Source organism: Anaerococcus sp. HMSC065G05, from assembly GCF_001812365.1.
GTDB classification, from domain to species: domain Bacteria; phylum Bacillota; class Clostridia; order Tissierellales; family Peptoniphilaceae; genus Anaerococcus; species Anaerococcus vaginalis.
Genome location: NZ_KV808700.1, coordinates 28112 through 46246, shown reverse-complemented (window position 1 = coordinate 46246; position 18135 = coordinate 28112). Strand labels below are relative to the sequence as shown.

The window sequence follows — 18135 nt, the reverse complement described above, 5'->3', positions numbered from 1 at the left end:
TTTTTCATCTACTTTGTCTACAGTCTGAGAAAGTGCTTGCACTTTCTTTTTTTTTTGAAAATTTTTAAAAAATTCACAAAAAATTCTATCAATAATTTGAAATTTTCTAATAAATGATTTTTATTTTTAAAATTTCAAATATTTTTTTCTCTTCAGTTTAAATTTTAGATATATTTATTTAAAAATCGAATTTTGCTTTTGCTATTTAAAAAATCCCTCACATTTCTTACATTTTTATTTCACAAAAAGCTCATATTTACTAACATACACCAATTAAGTTTGCTAAATTAAATCAATAAACTTTCTTGAAAAATTTTTGTTGACACTTTAGAAATATTTTGGTAAGATATGAAAATAATGTATAAAACAAAACTAATACAATATAAAAAATGAGGTATAAATTATGAAAAAACAAAAATTAGCAAAATACGCTATGGTGCTTGCTTTGTCTTCTAGCATTATTTTTTCAAATGGAAAAATGGTAAGAGCTGAAGAAAATCTTAATGTAAATTCTATAAATATGGATAGTAAGGAAGAAATAGAAAATAAAATTGCTCTTATTAAAAAAGATATTGCTCAATTAGAAAAGCAATTGGATGAAAAATTAAAAGAAAAAGAAGACTTGCTTAAAGAAAAATCTGAAATTTCTGATAAACTATCCAAGAAAAATGACAAGTTGGCTAAGGAAATTGATGATTTAAAAAATAAAATCAAGGAACTTGAGGATAAAGAAGCTGAAAACCAAAAAATTCTTAAATCTTTTGATGAAAAATTAGCAAAAGCTAATGAGGAAAAAGAAAATTTAAGAAAAGCCCTTGAGAAAAAGGAAAAAGAAATTGAGGATGTAAAAAACTTTGATCCAGCAAAGGATAAGAAGCCCCTTGAAGAAAGTATAGAAGAAGATAAGGAAAAAGAAAAAGCTAGTGAAGATAAAAAGAAAAAACTTGAGGAAAGCCTAGAAAAATCTAGTGAAGAATTAGATAAAAAGAAAAAAGCTTATGAGAAAGAAAATGCTCTTTTAGAAAGATATACAGCTGATTTGGCTAAGTATGAACAAGAACTTCCAAAAGCTAAAGAAGAAAGAGAAAAAATTCAAGAAAGTTTAAACAATATAATCGCTAATAAGACAAGCCTTATACAAGAAATCACTGATTTGAAAGCAAAAGAAAAGAAAAATGAAGTAGATAAAAAAGGGTTTGAGGATCAATTAAAGGTTGTTAATGCTAGTTATGAATTGAAAAAGGCTGAATTACAAAAATTGATAGATAAATATCCAGATTATGATTCTGATTTGGATAAAAACATTGAAAATAAAGAAAAAGAAATTAAAAAAATTGAAGATGAAATGTCTACTCTTGAAAAAAAAGTTAAAGAATTAGAGGAGGAAAAGACAAGAAATTCTGCAACTATCGCTGAAAAAGGCAAGGAAGTAGCAGACTTTGATAATAAAATTTCAGGCGAACAAGCAAAAATCGAAGAAAATAAAAGAAATATTCAAAATTTGAATACACATATTGAAAGGACAAAAGAAGCTAAACAAAACTATGAAGAGGCTAAAAAAGCTGGTAATCCTCCTCAAGGTGTTATTCCTAATTTTGATGAAATAATTGAAAATTCAAAAAAACAAATTCAAGAAAAAGAACTAGAAAATACAAATATACAAAATAAGATTGCGGAACTTTCAAATAAGAAAGAACAAGCTAAAAAAGATGCAATAGACTTAGCTAATAAAAATCAAGAACTTGATAAACAAATACAAGAAATAAAAACAAATATTAAGGCTAAAAAAGCTCAAATAGCACCAATTCAAAAAGAATTAGAAGAATTAGAAAAAAAATTAAATAATAAAACACCAAAAGATGTAATCGATAAAATTGAGCAATTAAAAAAAGATATAAAAGAACTTGAAAATAAAAAAATTGGTGGAGAAAGTGCATTAAATATTATAAAACAAGTAAAAGAAAAACTTGAAAAAGAAATTTCAGAAAAACAAGAAAAGCTTAAAGATTATGAAAATTTAGAGGCTAAAAAAGCTGAACTTGACAAAAAAATTGAGCGTTTAGAAAAAGAGATTGAAGATATAAAGAAAATCAAGCCAGAAACTGAAAAAAATGTCAATGAGCTTAAAGCAGCAAAAGAAGAACAAGAAAAACTTGTTGAAAAAGCTAAAGAAGAAGTAGATGCTGAAAAAGAAAATCTTAAAAATATTCAAAATAGCATTGAAGAAAAACAAAATAAATTAAAGGCTATAGACAACAAAGACCAAGCGATTAAAGCACTTGAAGAAGAAAAAGCAAAAATTCAAGAAAAAATTGACGCAAATAAGAAAGAAATAGAAGAATTAGAAAAAGAAAAAAATGCTAGCCAGGCTTTAAGTGAAAATACAGCAAATGAGATAAAAACTCTTAAAGAAAAACTTTTGAAATTAGAAGAAGAACAAAAGGCTGAAGATGAAAAAGAAAAAGAGTTAAGAGAAAAAATAAAAGAAATAGATGAAAAAATTAAGGGACTAGATTTGGAAATAAAAAATCTAAAAGCTGAAATTATTAAGAAGCAACAAATGTTAGCTGCTTTAGAACAAAAACCAATTGCTGATACAATTGACCCAATTCTTCCAAAAAATAAAATAAAAGTTAAAAATTTAGAAAAATTAACAGAAAAAGAAAAAGAGGAAATCAAAAATAAAATAAAAGACCTAAACAAAAATAATTTCCCAGAAAATACACAAGTAGAAGTAGATGAAAAAGGAAATGTAACAATAACATATCCAGATAATTCTAAAGATACAATTAATGCCAGCGATTTGGTTGAGAAAATGGCACAAGCACAAAATAATAAAACAGATGCTCAAAATAATCCAGCAGTAATTCCGGCTAAGACTTTGGTTAAAGATAAAAATAATTTGACTGATAAGGAAAAAGCAGAAATTGCTAGTAAGGTTAAAAAATCAAATCCAAAGGCTATCAACATCGAAGTTACAAAAAATGGTAGTGTAACAATAACATATCCAGATGGTTCAAAAAATATGATTGATGGCTCTAAGCTTGTAAGTGAAAAAGCAAAAGAAATCTCATCAAATTCTAAAAAAGCAAAACTTACACCAGCTAATAATAAAACAAAAAATGTTAAAACTGGAGTAGGTTCATCAGCAAGTATTTTGACAATCTTGGCAGGTTCTGTAGGCGGCCTATTTGTTTCTAAAAAAAGAAAAAATAAATAAATTCAATTTAATAGATGAAAACTTGGATAAGAATTTAAAAAATTACAAATAAAAATGGACTGTGCATTGCATAGTCCATTTTTAAATTTAAAATATTTTTATTAAATAAATTTTATTTGGAAAAATCCAACTTCATATCTCCATCTTTTATCCAGCCGATTTTTTTTATGAAATAATAAATTATTAAGGAAACAATGGCTGGAAGAATTATGTGCATAATTATTATAGTAAATAATAATTTTAAAAATGGGACATGGCTCATTGCTGTTAAAGTTGAAATTTGTCCTACCAAACCGCATGTTCCCATGCCGGCTCCTATGGGAGAGTTTTCTAGTTTAAAAATTATTGTTGAAAATGGTCCTAGTATTGCTGAGGCAAGTGTTGGCGGAATTAAAATTTTTGGATTTCTCATTATATTTGGCATTTGTAGCATACTTGTTCCAAGTCCTTGAGCGATTAGGCCTTGGGTTTTATTTTCTTTAAATGAAATTACTGCAAAGCCTATCATTTGACAACAGCAACCAATTGTCGCAGCTCCTGCCGCAAGTCCTGAAAGACTTATGGTCATACAAAGAGCAGCCGATGAAATTGGAAGAGTCAAAACAATCCCTACAATTACTGAAACAATAATCCCCATTATAAAAGGCTTTTGTCTTGTTGCATCCATTATAATTATTCCGATTTTTGTCATAAGCGTTTGGATAAAAGGTCCTACTAAATTTGCAATCATTACTCCGACTAAAACCGTCACAACTGGAGTTAAAACTATGTCGATTTTTGTTTCTTTTGAAATTATTTTTGCAATTTCTACGGAGATTAATGTTGCGATAAAAACTCCCATTGGACCTCCCAATTTATTTGCAGAAAGTCCTACAATTGTTGATGAAAATAAAATTAATCTGTCAGCGTTTAAAGCGTAGGCGATTGATACGGCGATTGCAGGTCCTGTGGCTTCTTGGGCAAGGGGCCAAATTGTTTCTGACAAAAATTTAATGTCAAAAGATTTGCCGATTGTGTTTAAAATTGTTCCAACCAAAAGAGTTGCAAAAAGTCCGAAAGCCATTGAGCCTAGAGCATCAATAAAATAAACTTTTGCCGATAAACTTATTCCTTTTCTTTTTAAAAATTCTTTCATTTTTTCCTCCTAATCATTAAAAACTATTTTATTATATAAATTATTATTTGTAAATATTCACAAAAATCGGTCATCTTCTTATATTTATTTAATTAATTTGTATTTTGTCAAACAACTATATATTTTGAAAATAAAATTAAAAACCAAGAAGTTTTAATTGATTGTAAAAATTAAAAATATATTCTTTATATTTTTGCTTATAAAATTTGATAGAAAATTCAATTAATATTGGTATAATTTTTAAAAAAAGGAAGTGAATTATGGAAAAAGAAAAACCATTTATTTATATAGATACAAATTTTACTTTATCAGAAATTTTGATGCTTAAAATGGCATTTAATTCTAATGAATTTGAAATTGTTGGAATTTCTTCTGTAAGCTCTTTTATGGATTCAAAATTTGCCGCAAAAAATATTCTTTCTATGGCAAATATGGAAGATTTAATTTTGCCTATTTGTGAGGGCTCATCTTCTAATTTGAAAAATCAAGAAATTTTGATTAGGGGAGAAAATTCTTTGATTTTTGACAAGACAAAAGATTATTTATCTGATGCAAGTCCTGAAGATTTTTTATATGATTTGGCGAAAGATTGTGGAAGGCTTGATATTATTGCGACAGGTCCTCTTACAAATATAGCAAAAGCAATAATAAAATATGATGATTTTATTTCATACATTGACCATATTTTTATTTTGGGTTCAAATTTTTCTTCTGGAGATATTACAAAAAATTCAGAATTTAATTTTTTTACCGACCCAAAGGCTACAAATATTGTTTTGAAAGAAGATATTGAAACTTTTATTTTGCCAATAGATATTTCGAATTCATTGACCTTGCCTGATGAAATTTTGAAAAAATCAACTTCTGATCCTGTTTTTGAAAATATCAAAAATCTTTATAAATTTTATCCAAAAAATGAAAGGGAAATAAAGGCAGGGATTTTGCTTTATATGGTTTTGAAACCACAAGCATTTATTTTTGAAGAAAAAGCTATCAAGGTAAATGAAGATTTTGATAGGGGAAGTATTGTTGAAATTAATTCAAAAAATAAAAAATATATAGCAAACAGGGTAAATGAAGATACATTTTTTGATTTTTTATTTGATAGGCTTGGCTTATGAAATTAAAAAAACCGGGACAAAGAATTTTTAAAACAGCTTTGGCTGTATTTTTATCTTTTACATTTTCGCATTTTAGATCGGCAAATGCCTTGCCATTTTATTCTGCCATAGCTGCTATAATTTGTACAAAAAATGACGTAAATGGCTCAATTAATATTGGATTAAATAGGATTTTGGGAACTTGCATTGGAGGCTTTGTAGGATTTTTATATCTTTTATTTGTTAGGAAAAATTTTACAAATGACATAGGAAATTATTTTTTGATTTCTATAATAATGGCATTTTTAATTTGGATTTTATCATCAATGGATAAGCCAAATGCAATTTCTATTATGTGCATTGTTTTTGCATCTGTTTCAATAAATCATTATGGAGAAAATTTTGGAGCTATAAATTTTGCCCTAAATAGAACTTTGGATACATTGGTAGGAGTTGTAATTGCAATTTTGGTAAATTCAATTGATTTTGAAATTTTAAAATATATTAAATACAAAAGACAAAAAGATGAGAGATAAACTCTTGTCTTTTTTTAATCCACTTTTCTATGGTAAAATAGTAATGAATACATTTTGTATTTAAAAAATTAAGGAGTACGTATGCTAAAAGTAGAAAGATTAAGTAAAAGTTTTGGAGATCTTCTTGCTTTAAATAATCTTGATTTTGAAGTGAAAGATGGAGAACTTTTTGGAGTTATAGGACAAATGGCGCTGGGAAGTCAACACTTTTTAGGTGTATAATGAACTTTTATTCAAAGTATGATGGCAAGATTACTTATAATGGCAAAAAATTTTCTAAAGTTCCTTTAGAAAAAATAGGATTTTTGCCAGAAGAAAGATCACTAGATTCAAAAAGAAAAGTAGAAGATCAAATAAGATATTTTGCGAAATTAAATAAAATGGATAATATTTCTGATGAAAAATTAAAAGAATGGTTTGATTATTTTGAAATTGATGGGAAATTATCATCAAAAATCAAGGAGCTTTCAAAAGGAAACCAACAAAAAGTTCAACTTCTTTGTGCTTTAATTTATAGGCCTGAGTTTGTAATTTTGGATGAGCCTTTTTCAGGACTTGATCCATATAACATCAGACTTCTTGAAAAAATAATCAAAGATGTAAACAAAGAGGGAACGACAATTATGTTTTCATCTCACAACATGGAAAATGTGGAAAGTCTTTGCAAAAAATTGATAATGCTTAAAAAAGGAAATATTGTTTTGAATGGTTCGCCTCAAGAAATTAGAAATTCTTACGAAAGAAAAAAGATTGTAGTCGAATCAAGTGAGGATTTATTTTTCTTAAACGATGAAAATATAGAAATGATTAGCCAAGATGGTAATAAGTGGACTTTTATTTTAAAAAATGAAGATTACGCAAAAGTTATTTTCAAAAAAATTGTAGATAATATTGGCTTTGTTCCATATTTTGACCAATCGCCTCCTACATTAAATGAAATTTTTGCAAGAAAGGTGGAAGAAAATGAATAGATTTATGACTGTATCAGTTGATACTTTAAAAAAACACCTTAAATCTCCTACTTTTTGGATTATGGTTCTTATGCCTTTTATTATGGCGGTAGTTATTGGAATAATTTCCTACATTTCTTACTCAACCAAAACTCCAGACACAATTGCAGTTGTAACGGAAGAAAAATACAAGAAAAATTTCCATAATAATCCTATGGTAGATTTTGAATTTAAAGAAAAAAATGAGGCGAAAAAAGCTCTTGATAACAAAGATATTTCAGCTTATCTTGAAGTGAAAAACAAAGATGGACTTTTAAATTTTGATTATTATGGAGATACAACAGCAAGAACTCCAATGCTTGTAATAAATTCTTTGGCAGAGGATATGCAAAGAAAAGAAAATTTGAAAAATTCAAATATTGACGCCAAGCAAAATGCAATAATTAGCCAAAAACCAGAAGTTAATCTTCACGAAATAAAAGATAATTTGAAAAATCCAGGAAATATGCTAGCCCTATTTGCTACAATTTTTGTAATGTATTTTGTTTTAATTTTTTATTCACAAATAATAATGCAAGATATTGCAGTTGAAAAAGGCACAAAAATGCTAGAATTTATTTTCTCATCAGTAAAAGCTGGCACTTATATGGCAGGAAAAATTTTTGGAACAATTCTTGCAATGCTAGTTCATTTTGGAATTTATTTAGCCTTGGGACTTGTTGGATTTGCCATAATTAAATTTACAGGATTTTATGAAAAAATAAAAACCATGCTAGGATTTAATATTTCTGAAATTTTTGAAGGAATAAATTATAAATTAGTTGGAGAAATAGTTTTATTTATGGTTTTGGGATTGATTTTATATATAATTCTTTCAGCAATGCTTGGCTCTTTGGTACAAAAGCAAGAAGATGCAGGCAAAATGGCAACGCCAATTATGCTAATAATTATGTTTTGCTATTTTATTTCCACATCATTTGTAGGAAGTGAGCCAAATAATTTTATAAAAATCCTATCCTACATCCCATTCTTATCAACATTTTTTATGCCGATGAGATTGATTTACGAAAACGCAAGTCTTTTCCAAGGAATGATTTCCCTAATAATATTATTAGGAGGAATAGTTCTAATGTATATAATTTCAGCAAGAGTTTACAAGAAAAATATCCTAAATTATTCAACAGATAAGCTATTTGGAAGAGGAAAAAAATTAAAAATTAAAAAGAAAAATAAATAAAAAAGTGGATGTTGCAAATTGTAAATTACTATCGTCCTATTATCATAGATTTTTTAAAGCTTCGTACTGAGCTTATCGCTTTATTTATGCGAAACTTTATTAGAATTTCCTATGATTATTTTGAAACGATTTAATCATTTTGCAACATCCTTTTTTATTTAAAAATTTTATTAAATTTTTGCCTTTATAACCATCAAATCACTATCGTCTATTGCCTTTAAGGCGTGCATTTCATTAGCTTCCATAGATATTATATCGCCAGGAACTATAATCTCATTTCCATTTTCTCCAACGAAATCAACCTTGCCCTTATAAATTACAACCACTACGTTTTTATCTGACTTATGGCTTGGAATTTCCTCACCTTGTTTGATTTGTAGGTGGGTGATTTGTAGTTTGTCTTCGTCTAGCAAATGTTCAAATTTACCATCTAAAATATTTGCACTTAATTTTTTCATAAAGCCTCCTTATTGCTAATATTTATTATTTCATTCCACTATAAAATTTTCTAAAGTATTCTTTGGATAATTTTTTTTAGTTCTGGCAGGGTTTCTTCCTTAAAAAATTTATTTTTAGCCATCCACCTATTATTTAAAGGACTTGGATGGACTAGGGGAAAGTACTCTGGTAAGTAATCTTTAAAATTTCTTACTGTCTCTGTTAGGTTTTTATTAAAATCATCCTTTAGGTAAAATTTCTGTGCATAGGCACCTATCAATATAGTTAAATTTATATTTTTAATCTCTTCAAGTAGGAGAGGATGATATTCTTTTGCTATAAATTTTCTAGGAGCCCTGTCACCACTTTTTCCCTTGCCGGGATAATAAAAATCCATGGGTATTATTGAAAAGTTTTTGCTATGAAGGGTATCCATACTTATACCTAGCCAATCAACCAGATTTTCTCCGCTTTTATCATTAAATAAAATCCCACTTTTCTCAACTTTTTTGCCAGGAGCCTGACCAATTATTAAAATCTTAGAATCTTTATTTAACTGAAAAATTGGACTGATTCCCATTTCCGTATAAGATTTATTTCTAGGATCATCCTTTAATTTTTTAACTACATCTTCTATTTTCATAAAAATCCTTACTATTTTTTCAAGATATACTTATCCATTTTGTATAATATTTTTTATTTTTTGTAAATTCTATAATTAATTCCACCAACAAGATCAACTCCATAAGGGGAATTATCAAAATATCCTTTCAAAAATTCGTACCTATATTCATGATATGGAGAAATTTCTTCTTTTAATTCAAAACCATTTTTATTAATTTCGAAAGCTTCATGGTGGTCGTGGCTGTGGCCTCCTTCACAAGTATTTGAAAGAGAATCTTCTGGATTTATAAAATCTTTGAAATACTTCGCATGAGTATTTACATTTGTAATTAAAAATAAATCATCATTTTCATCTATTGTTGCAGAAAGTCCATTATCACATGGCATTCCATCAAGAATCATGGTATTTAAATCTTGAAAAATTTCATTATAATCAGAAAAATTTTTTCCGACTGCTTGTTTTTTTCCGAAATTAAATAATTTTTCTTTGGTATTTTTGCTATTTTTAATTGCAAAGGCAAGTCTATTTTCTACAACATCAATTTTTGAATCAAGCCAGCCGTGAATATTTTCTTGGTCGATTAAATTTTCCAAATTATCAGTTGAAACTGGTTTAATTTTTTCGTCAATTTCTTCTGTTTTTCCATCTAAAAGAAAATTTGTAATTTTATCTTGAAATTTTATTTTTTCGTACATCATGTAGTGTATCGGTCCTAAAAATTCGCTCATATATAACTCCTTTTTGTTTTTAATTTATTATATAAAAAATTCAAATTAATTTCTGTAACTAATGTTACATTTTTAATTTTATAGAAAAAAATTGAATTTTAAATTTGAAAATGGATATTTATAAAATATTTTATAGAAAAATGATATATTTACACATTTTCCTTTGTATTATATAATTAGTTTGTGATAGAAAAACGTAGAAATAAAAATAGGAGGACTCATGAATAAATTATCTACAAAAAAACTTACATATACAGGACTTTTTATAGCCTTGGTATTTATTTTTTCAGCATTTTTTCAAATACCACTCAAAACGCCAATGGGAGATACAAGATTTCATTTAGGAAATGCCTTTTGTCTTTTGGGAGGAATAATTTTAGGGCCAGGACTTGGAGGACTTGCAGCAGGAGTTGGTTCAGCAATATTTGATTTAACAAATCCACTTTATTTTGCATCAGCACCATTTACATTTATAAATAAATTCATGATGGGCTTTGTGGCAGGGTTGATTTTTCATAAAACAAAAATAAAAAAAGAAAAAGCAAAAGCAGCTCTTGCAGGATTTTTTGGACAAATAACTTATATTATTCTTTATTTGTTATACACTTTTATAAAAAATAAAGTTGCTATGGGATTGTCATTTGAAGCAAATATGGTAGAAGTTGTACAAAAACTTGGAGTTTCTTCAATAAATGGAGTTATTTCTGTAATAATAACAGCTATTTTTGCAATGGCACTTTTAAAAAGAGTTAAAATGGACTAGAAATAGTCCTTTTTTAAATGCTGATTTTTTATTTTCTTATTTTTAAATTTTAATTTTTTTAATGTATTAAATTAATACTTCGTAGACTTAGGGCGGAAGGAACAGGGGACTTCCGATTGTCCCCTTTTTCCTTCCCCCTAAGAACCCCCATCTTTATAACCCCTTAACCGGCCCTTGCAGGGAGCATAAATCAGAAAGAAACTTACGTTTCTTTCGTTTTATAAATTTATTATCCGAATTTAATAAGTATATAGGCCCAAAATAAATAAATTCAAAGTTCATTAAAAGAGAAAAAATAACTCACTAACGTTCAAACAATTTTTTCTCTAATAATTCACTTGAATTTATAATTATTTTTAAATAGCTCTTAAATTTCAAAAACTTGAAAGAAGCGTTAGCTTCTTACAAAACCAGCTCCATGCAATGGTCGTTTGCAGGGGGGCAAAAAAGTGGGGGTTTTAGGGATATAATTAGCTTGAAATTGTGCCAGTGGTACAATTTCAATAATTATACCGCGGACTTTATTCGTAGTTTTAATTTGAAATTGAATTTTGATTTAAGATTTCTTTAAATTTAAAAAGCAAGTCAGCGTGGAAAAAGGGGGAGAATCGAAACTCCCCCATTTTCTCCCCTAACATAACGAAGAATTAATTTAATTAAATATTTTATTTTAAAATTAAAAACAAAAATAAATTCAATACCAGTCCCCTTGTTTGGGTATAATTATTAAAGAAAAGATAAGAAGAAAAGTGAAAGGATTTTATATGGTTTATAAAAGATTTGATGATAAATTAGTTATTAGATTAAAAAAGGGCGACAAGCTTGTTGAATCTGTTAGGGAAATTTTGGAAAAGGAAAATGTAAAGGCTGGTTTTTTAACTGGAATTGGTGCTACTGATAATCTTGATATTGGTCTTTTTGATCCTGAAACTAAGGATTATAATATAAAAAAATATGAAGAAGATTTAGAAATTGCAAATCTTTGTGGAAATATTTCTAATAAAGACGGTAAGCTTTATACTCATTTTCACATCACTTGTGGCAAGGCAAAAACAAATGCTCTTACGGGAGATATTGCAGGGGAAGCAATTGCAGGTCATTTGAATGAGGCTATTATTTCTTTAACTGCGGAAATTTTTGTTACAATTATTGATGGCGATATTAATAGAAAATTTGATGAAGAATTGGGATTAAATTTAATTGAGTTTTAGTATGGATTATTTTATATTTGATATGGACGGAACTATGTTTGATACGGAAAATTTTTATTATCAAACATGGCGTGAGATTGCAAAAAAGAATAATTTTTCTTTTGATTTAGAAGATAAGATTCTTCTATCTGGCAGAAAAATGGATGAATCTATTTCTTATATGGTTGAAAAATTTTATATGGATAGGCAAAAAGCTGTAGAAATTAGAAAAGATTTAAATGATTTGAGGGAAGAAAAATTTGAAAAAATTGATTATTCTTTAAAAAAATCTGGTTTGGTGGAATTGTTGGATTATTTGAAAAAAAATAATAAGAAACTTGCTCTTGCATCTTCTTCTGAAAAAGACAGGGTAGATTTTTTGGTTGATAGGGAAGGGGTGAGAAATTATTTTGATTTGATAATTTCTTCGGATAATATTGTTGAAGGCAAACCAAATCCTGAAATTTTTAATTTTGCTATGGAAAAATTAAATGCTGACAAAAATAAAACTTATATTTTGGAAGATTCTCTTTCTGGGATAAAAGCTGCGAAGGCAAGCGGAGCTGTGGCAGTTTTGATAGTTGATTTGGACGATAGTGAGCTTATAAAAAATGAAGCAGATTTGGTATTTTCGTCTTTGGAAGAATTTTTGGATTTTTTAAAAACTAAAAATAATATTGATACAAGAAATAAAGATTTTTCTTTATCTTGTCCATCTTGTAAGGAAAAATTTACAAAATCTTTGCCTACAGCAATATTTTCTCTTAATGACAAAGATTTTATAGAAAATGTAGGTCTTGTTGAATGTCCATCTTGTAAAAAATTATTTAAATTAAATTATAGATATGTTTATACGGATAATGACAAGAAGTTGATGTTTGTAAATGATCCTAAATTTATCCAAAAAAGAAATCAACTAGCCTTCAAATCTTCTCTAAAAATTCTGGATAGGTTAAATAAAAATAAGGCAGAAGATTTTATAATAAGAATGTGCAAAAACGACCTTGATTTGAAGGAAAAAATTTCTATTTTCGATGATGGGAAAATTGATAATATAATTGAAATAATGAAATTTGTCCTAATTCAAAGTCCAGATTTTAAATTTAAAAAAGAAGATATTTTGGCTATGCACTATAAAAATAATGAATTTATAATTGTAACAAAAAATGGCAAATTCAAAATGCCATTTGTGGATGATCTTTATCAAACTTTGTATGACAAATATATAGCCTTTGTTGATGTCAAAGAAACATCAATGATCGACCAAGTTTGGGCGAGAGAAATTGTAAAAGAAATATGAAAATATATTTAGAAAATGAAAATCAAAGAAAAATTGTATATGATATTTTAAATATTTTTTATGGCAAAGAAGATTTTTCTTTTGTTGAAAAAAATCCTGATATATTGATAAAAAATGGACTTATTGAAAGTAAAAATAAGTCCTACTTTTTTGATTCAAATTTAAAATTAAAACAAATTCTTTTTGAAATTTTGGAAAAAGAAAGCAAAAAAACTTCTGATTGGGGAATTTTGACAGGGTCAAAACCTTCAAAACTTTTAAAAAATCATAGCTTTGATGATTTGAAAAATATTTATAAGTTAAAAGATAATAAAATCAATTTATTAAAAGCTATAAAAGAAAGTCAGGACAAATTAAAATTTGATGCAAAAGATTTTAATCTTTATATAAATATTCCATTTTGCCCTCAAAGGTGCAGGTATTGTTCTTATCCGACTATTGTGTCAAACACAGTAGAAAAAAATCTTTATGTAGATTTTTTATTAGAAGAAATTTCAAAAATTAATTTGCCAAAAAAAATGGATACAATTTATCTTGGAGGAGGAACGCCATCAAATTTATCTGTGAAAGATTTGGATAGGATTTTGTCTTTAATCAACGAAAAATTTATTTTCAATGAATTTACACTTGAAGCAGGCAGGGAAGATACCCTTGATTTTGAAAAATTAGCTTTGTTTAAAGAAAAAAATGTAGGAAGAATTTCCTTAAATCCCCAAACTTTTAGCGGGAATGTTTTGGAAAATATAAATAGACCAATCAATTTTTATAATTTTATAAAAATTTATGACTATGCCAAAAAACTTGGTTTTATTGTGAATATGGATTTTATAGTTGGACTTTATGGAGAAAATAGAGAAAGTTTTTCTAAAAATTTTGAAATTTTAAAAAAATTAAAGCCAGATAATATAACCTTCCATGCACTGGCTCAGAAAGTTGGCTCAAAATATTTCGAAGAAAATATAAATGGAAATGAAAGCGAAAGTATAAAAATTGCAAAGGATATAGAAATTTTTACAAAAGAAAATTCCTATAAGCCCTATTATCTTTATAGGCAAAAAAATATAATAGGAAATTTGGAAAATATTGGTTATGAAAAAGAAAATACTTCTCAACGATATAATATTTTAATAAATGAAGAGCTTGAAAATATTATAGGCCTTGGCATGAATGCAAATTCAAAATTGATGAATGGAAAAAAATATAGAAATGAGAGAAATCTTAGAGATTATTATAAAAATATAGAAAAAGAAATTTATGATAAAAATAAATTAATAGAAAATTTTATTAATAAGCCTTTACATTGAGGCTTATTTTTATTTTTTAAAATATATAATTTTATGTGATAGAATAAAAAGAGAAGAAAGTTAGGAGTGAATATGGAAAAAAATATAAAACTTGTAGCTATTGACCTTGATGGAACTCTTTTAAATTCGGATAAAAAAGTTTCTAGGAAAAATTTTGAAATTATTAAAAAGTTGAGAGATAAGGGGATTTTTGTAGTTATTGCTACTGGAAGGCCTCTTGGTGGATTTTCTTGGATACTTGATGATTTGGAATTAAATTCTGATGATGATTATTCTATAACAAATACTGGCTCTCTTATAATTAAAAATAAGGACAAGTCGGATGTTTCAAAAAAAATATTAAGCATGGGAGATTATTTAAATCTTAAAAAGATAATAAACGATAGGCTCCAAATAGGAATCTACAATAAATATAATTTGTATAGCAATAGTGAAAAGGTAAATAAACATTTTTTATTTGAATCTGAAATTTTGAGAATGCCTATTGAAAAAATTGATGAGAAAGATATGAGTCAAAGGGTTGATAGGATTACCATAACTGGAAACAAAGATGCTGTTGATGAATTTGAAAAAAATTATAATGAAAAACTTTTAAAAACTTATCAAACAGTAAGAAATGTGCCAGAAGTTTTTGAAGTTTTGCACAAGGAGGCTGACAAGGGTCAGGCTTTAAAAAGATTGTGCGAAATTTTAAATGTAGATTTAAAATCAACGCTTGCTATTGGCGATTCAAATAATGATAAAACTATGTTAAATATGGCAGGAGTTTCTGCAACTTGTGGAAATGGGAGAGAAAGTGTTAAAGAAATGGTTGATATTGTTTCAAATTATTCAAACGACGAAGACGGAGTTTGTGATATTTTAGAAAAAGTATTTTTTGCCAATTAAAATTGAAAAGAGCGAAAAAACCAGTATTATATGATTAGTTATTTATGTAAGATTTTTCTAAAATCTTACATATTTTTATGTTAAAATAAATTTTGTAAAATAAAAAAGATAGGAAGTATTATGAGTAAATTTTGCTCTCTAGCTTCAGGATCTTCGGGAAATTCTGTTTTTGTTGAACACAAAGGATCAAAAATTTTGATTGATTGTGGTTTTTCGGGAAGAAAAATTGAAAATCTTTTATCTCAAATTGGCGAAAATCCAAAAAATTTGGATGCGATTTTTTTAACTCATGAACACATCGACCACGTAAAGGGAGCATCTGTCATGAGCAGAAGATATGATATTCCAATTTATGCCAACAAGGGAACCTGGCTTTCTTTTATAAAAAATGCTGGGAAATTAAAAGATGAAAATATAAAAATTTTCAAATCGAATTCTTTTTTTAATTTCAATTCTTTTGATATTTTTCCAATATCAATTCATCACGATGCAAGTGAACCGGTTGGTTTTATTTTGTATTTGGATAATAAAAAAATTACGGTTTTGACTGATACGGGAATAATTGATGAGAGAATTTTAAATGAGATAAAAGGATCAGATGTTTATTATTTTGAGGCAAACCACGACCTTGATGCCTTAAAAAGAGGTCCCTATACTTATTCGATGAAAGTTAGGATTATGGGAAAGATGGGACATTTATCAAATGAACAATCGGCAAAATCTTTGGCTGATGCCCTTCAAGGCAAAAATGAAAAAATTTTTCTTGCTCACTTGTCTGAAACAAATAATTCAGAACAGCTTTGCAAAATAACTGTAGATAATTACCTAAAATCCTGTGGACTAGACACAAATAAAGATATACAATTGGAAGTTGCAAAAAGAAATGAACCTTCAAGTTTAGTGGAGTTATGATGGAATTAGTAGAAATTGAAAGATCAATTATAAAAAAATATAGAAAAGAGCTTTGGTCAAAATTTATAAAAGCTGTAAAAAAATATGAATTAATAAATGAAGGCGATAAGGTCGCTTGTGCGATTTCTGGTGGAAAAGATTCGCTTTTGACAGCAAAACTTGTTGAAGAATTGCACAAACATTCAAATGTAAATTTTGAAGTTGAATATATTTGCATGGATCCAGGCTACGATAAAGAAAACAGAGATTTGTTGGAAAAAAATTTAAAATATTTAAATATTCCAGCAAAAATTTTCGATTCGGATGTTTTTGAAATTAGCGAAAAAATTTCTGGAGACTATCCTTGTTATATGTGTGCGAGAATGAGGAGGGGATTTTTATACGCCAAGGCAAAAGAGCTTGGTTGTAATAAAGTTGCCTTGGGCCATCACATGAACGATGCAATCGAAACGACTTTGATGAATGTTTTGTATGCTGGAAATTATAAAACAATGAAGCCAAAACTTTTGGCGCAAAATTTTGATGATATGGAGCTTATAAGACCCATGTATTTTATAGAAGAAAAAGATGTAATAGCTTGGCGTGATTATGTAGGATTAAGTGCCTTAAATTGTGCTTGCACTGTTACAAAAAAAAGTGAGTCTTATACAAGAAAAAAAATAAAAAATCTTATTGAAGATTTAAAAGAAGAAATACCAAATGTAGAAAAATCAATCCTAAGATCAGCTGAAAATGTAAATTGCGATATGGTTTTGGGATATAAAATAAATGGTAAAGAACATTCATTCATGGAGGAATTTGAAAAATGATTTTAGATTTATTAAAAGTAATAATTCTTTCTATTGTAGAAGGAGTTACAGAATTTTTGCCTGTTTCATCAACAGGTCATCTTATTTTGGTAAATGAGTTTGTAAAACTTGAACCAGAAAAATTTGCCAACGCCTTTAATGTAATAATTCAACTTGGAGCAATACTTTCAGTAGTTGTTTTGTATTTTTCTAAATTAAATCCTTGGGATTTTGAAAAAACAAAAAGATATTTTCCAAAAAATTATGCGAAATTAAATGGCCAATCAAAATTTTATTATAGATTAACTCATCCTTACAAAGAAACAATTGAGCTTTGGAAAAGAGTTATAGTTGGAGTAATACCAGCAGGAATTTTGGGATTTTTATTTGACGATATAATTGATGAGTATTTATTTAATCCAATGGTTGTTGCCCTTATGCTTTTTGTTTGGGGTATTGGAATAATTTCAATTGAAAATAAAAACAAAAAAGAAAACAGACAAAGAGTCGATAATATTTCATTAATTTCTTATAAAACTGCATTTTTTATCGGATGTTTCCAAGTTCTTGCAATGATTCCAGGAACATCAAGGTCAGCTGCAACAATAATTGGAGCAATGATTTTGGGACTTTCAAGATCAGCTAGTGCAGAATTTTCATTCTTTTTGGCAATACCAACTATGCTTGGAGCAACTCTTTTAAAAGTTGTAAAAAACGTATCAGGATTTTCAGGATATGAATGGATTTTAATTCTTATAGGAATGATTTTAAGTTTTATCGTTGCTTATATAGTAATTAAGAAATTTATTTCTTACGTACAAAAAAATGACTTCATTATTTTTGGAAAATATAGAATTGTCCTTGCAGTAATTGTATTTTTATATTTTCTAATAATTAAATAAAATTTTAAAAAATAAAAGGTGGGGAAACCCGCCTTTTTGCTTTGGCAAAACTTTAAAAAATTTTCCTTATAGTGTAAAATTAGAATAAGAGTTTTGAAAAATAGAAATAATTTAAATAA

The 18135-nt window shown here is 27.4% G+C and carries 18 protein-coding genes; 14 read left to right on the top strand and 4 right to left on the bottom strand.

Going from position 1 to position 18135, the window contains the following annotated elements:
* Positions 1-403: 403 nt before the first annotated feature.
* Complete coding sequence (locus HMPREF2852_RS04555) at positions 404-3220, top strand: MiiA motif-containing surface protein (protein ID WP_070606204.1); 2817 nt, start codon at positions 404-406, stop codon at positions 3218-3220.
* Between the two features lie 112 nt (positions 3221-3332).
* On the opposite strand, the gene HMPREF2852_RS04550 is transcribed toward HMPREF2852_RS04555, so the two are convergent.
* The gene (locus tag HMPREF2852_RS04550) at positions 3333-4355 is read right to left on the bottom strand and encodes a PTS sugar transporter subunit IIC (RefSeq protein WP_070606202.1); all 1023 of its coding nucleotides are present in this window, start codon (positions 4353-4355) and stop codon (positions 3333-3335) included.
* A gap of 260 nt (positions 4356-4615) precedes the next feature.
* Here HMPREF2852_RS04550 and HMPREF2852_RS04545 point away from each other — a divergent pair, with 260 nt between their 5' ends.
* The 5 genes from HMPREF2852_RS04545 (at position 4616) to HMPREF2852_RS04530 (ending at position 8178) form a co-directional block, all read left to right on the top strand.
* Positions 4616-5476: a nucleoside hydrolase gene (locus HMPREF2852_RS04545; protein WP_070606200.1), complete on the top strand. Its 861-nt coding sequence runs from the start codon at positions 4616-4618 to the stop codon at positions 5474-5476.
* Complete coding sequence (locus HMPREF2852_RS04540; protein WP_070606197.1) at positions 5473-5991, top strand: FUSC family protein; 519 nt, start codon at positions 5473-5475, stop codon at positions 5989-5991. The genes HMPREF2852_RS04545 and HMPREF2852_RS04540 overlap by 4 nt, the downstream gene beginning before the upstream one ends.
* A gap of 81 nt (positions 5992-6072) precedes the next feature.
* Complete coding sequence (locus HMPREF2852_RS10025; protein WP_261668070.1) at positions 6073-6213, top strand: hypothetical protein; 141 nt, start codon at positions 6073-6075, stop codon at positions 6211-6213.
* Positions 6213-6962, top strand: a complete 750-nt coding sequence (locus HMPREF2852_RS04535) for an ABC transporter ATP-binding protein (protein ID WP_261668068.1) — start codon at positions 6213-6215, stop codon at positions 6960-6962. The genes HMPREF2852_RS10025 and HMPREF2852_RS04535 overlap by 1 nt, the downstream gene beginning before the upstream one ends.
* Positions 6955-8178 (top strand): ABC transporter permease, encoded by a 1224-nt coding sequence (locus tag HMPREF2852_RS04530; protein ID WP_070606195.1) that lies wholly within the window; start codon positions 6955-6957, stop codon positions 8176-8178. The genes HMPREF2852_RS04535 and HMPREF2852_RS04530 overlap by 8 nt, the downstream gene beginning before the upstream one ends.
* Positions 8179-8348: 170 nt before the next feature.
* Here HMPREF2852_RS04530 and HMPREF2852_RS04525 read toward each other — a convergent pair whose 3' ends face one another.
* Genes HMPREF2852_RS04525 through HMPREF2852_RS04515 form a run of 3 tightly spaced genes read right to left on the bottom strand, consistent with a single transcriptional unit; the run spans position 8349 to position 9969 of the window.
* Positions 8349-8636 carry an AraC family ligand binding domain-containing protein gene (locus HMPREF2852_RS04525; protein ID WP_070606193.1) on the bottom strand — a complete coding sequence of 96 codons (288 nt, stop codon included), beginning with the start codon at positions 8634-8636 and terminating at the stop codon, positions 8349-8351.
* A 50-nt stretch (positions 8637-8686) separates the two neighbouring features.
* On the bottom strand, positions 8687-9259 hold the full coding sequence (locus tag HMPREF2852_RS04520; protein ID WP_070606191.1) for a uracil-DNA glycosylase family protein: 573 nt from the start codon (positions 9257-9259) through the stop codon (positions 8687-8689).
* A 53-nt stretch (positions 9260-9312) separates the two neighbouring features.
* The gene (locus HMPREF2852_RS04515) at positions 9313-9969 is read right to left on the bottom strand and encodes a hypothetical protein (protein ID WP_070606189.1); all 657 of its coding nucleotides are present in this window, start codon (positions 9967-9969) and stop codon (positions 9313-9315) included.
* A 220-nt stretch (positions 9970-10189) separates the two neighbouring features.
* On the opposite strand from HMPREF2852_RS04515, the gene HMPREF2852_RS04510 reads away from it, so the two are divergent.
* The 8 genes from HMPREF2852_RS04510 (at position 10190) to HMPREF2852_RS04475 (ending at position 18016) form a co-directional block, all read left to right on the top strand.
* Complete coding sequence (locus HMPREF2852_RS04510) at positions 10190-10732, top strand: ECF transporter S component (protein ID WP_070606187.1); 543 nt, start codon at positions 10190-10192, stop codon at positions 10730-10732.
* Positions 10733-11496: 764 nt separating this feature from the next.
* A complete protein-coding gene (locus HMPREF2852_RS04505; protein WP_070606185.1) occupies positions 11497-11943 on the top strand; it encodes a PPC domain-containing DNA-binding protein in 447 nt (148 codons plus the stop codon).
* Position 11944: 1 nt separating this feature from the next.
* Positions 11945-13222 (top strand): HAD-IA family hydrolase, encoded by a 1278-nt coding sequence (locus HMPREF2852_RS04500; RefSeq protein WP_070606183.1) that lies wholly within the window; start codon positions 11945-11947, stop codon positions 13220-13222.
* Positions 13219-14526 (top strand): radical SAM protein, encoded by a 1308-nt coding sequence (locus HMPREF2852_RS04495; RefSeq protein WP_070606182.1) that lies wholly within the window; start codon positions 13219-13221, stop codon positions 14524-14526. The genes HMPREF2852_RS04500 and HMPREF2852_RS04495 overlap by 4 nt, the downstream gene beginning before the upstream one ends.
* A gap of 72 nt (positions 14527-14598) precedes the next feature.
* The gene (locus tag HMPREF2852_RS04490; protein WP_070606179.1) at positions 14599-15414 is read left to right on the top strand and encodes a Cof-type HAD-IIB family hydrolase; all 816 of its coding nucleotides are present in this window, start codon (positions 14599-14601) and stop codon (positions 15412-15414) included.
* A gap of 120 nt (positions 15415-15534) precedes the next feature.
* A complete protein-coding gene (locus HMPREF2852_RS04485) occupies positions 15535-16326 on the top strand; it encodes an MBL fold metallo-hydrolase (protein WP_004839862.1) in 792 nt (263 codons plus the stop codon).
* Positions 16326-17135, top strand: a complete 810-nt coding sequence (locus tag HMPREF2852_RS04480; protein WP_019118896.1) for a tRNA 2-thiocytidine(32) synthetase TtcA — start codon at positions 16326-16328, stop codon at positions 17133-17135. The genes HMPREF2852_RS04485 and HMPREF2852_RS04480 overlap by 1 nt, the downstream gene beginning before the upstream one ends.
* Positions 17132-18016 (top strand): undecaprenyl-diphosphate phosphatase, encoded by an 885-nt coding sequence (locus tag HMPREF2852_RS04475; RefSeq protein WP_070606178.1) that lies wholly within the window; start codon positions 17132-17134, stop codon positions 18014-18016. The genes HMPREF2852_RS04480 and HMPREF2852_RS04475 overlap by 4 nt, the downstream gene beginning before the upstream one ends.
* Positions 18017-18135: the final 119 nt, after the last annotated feature.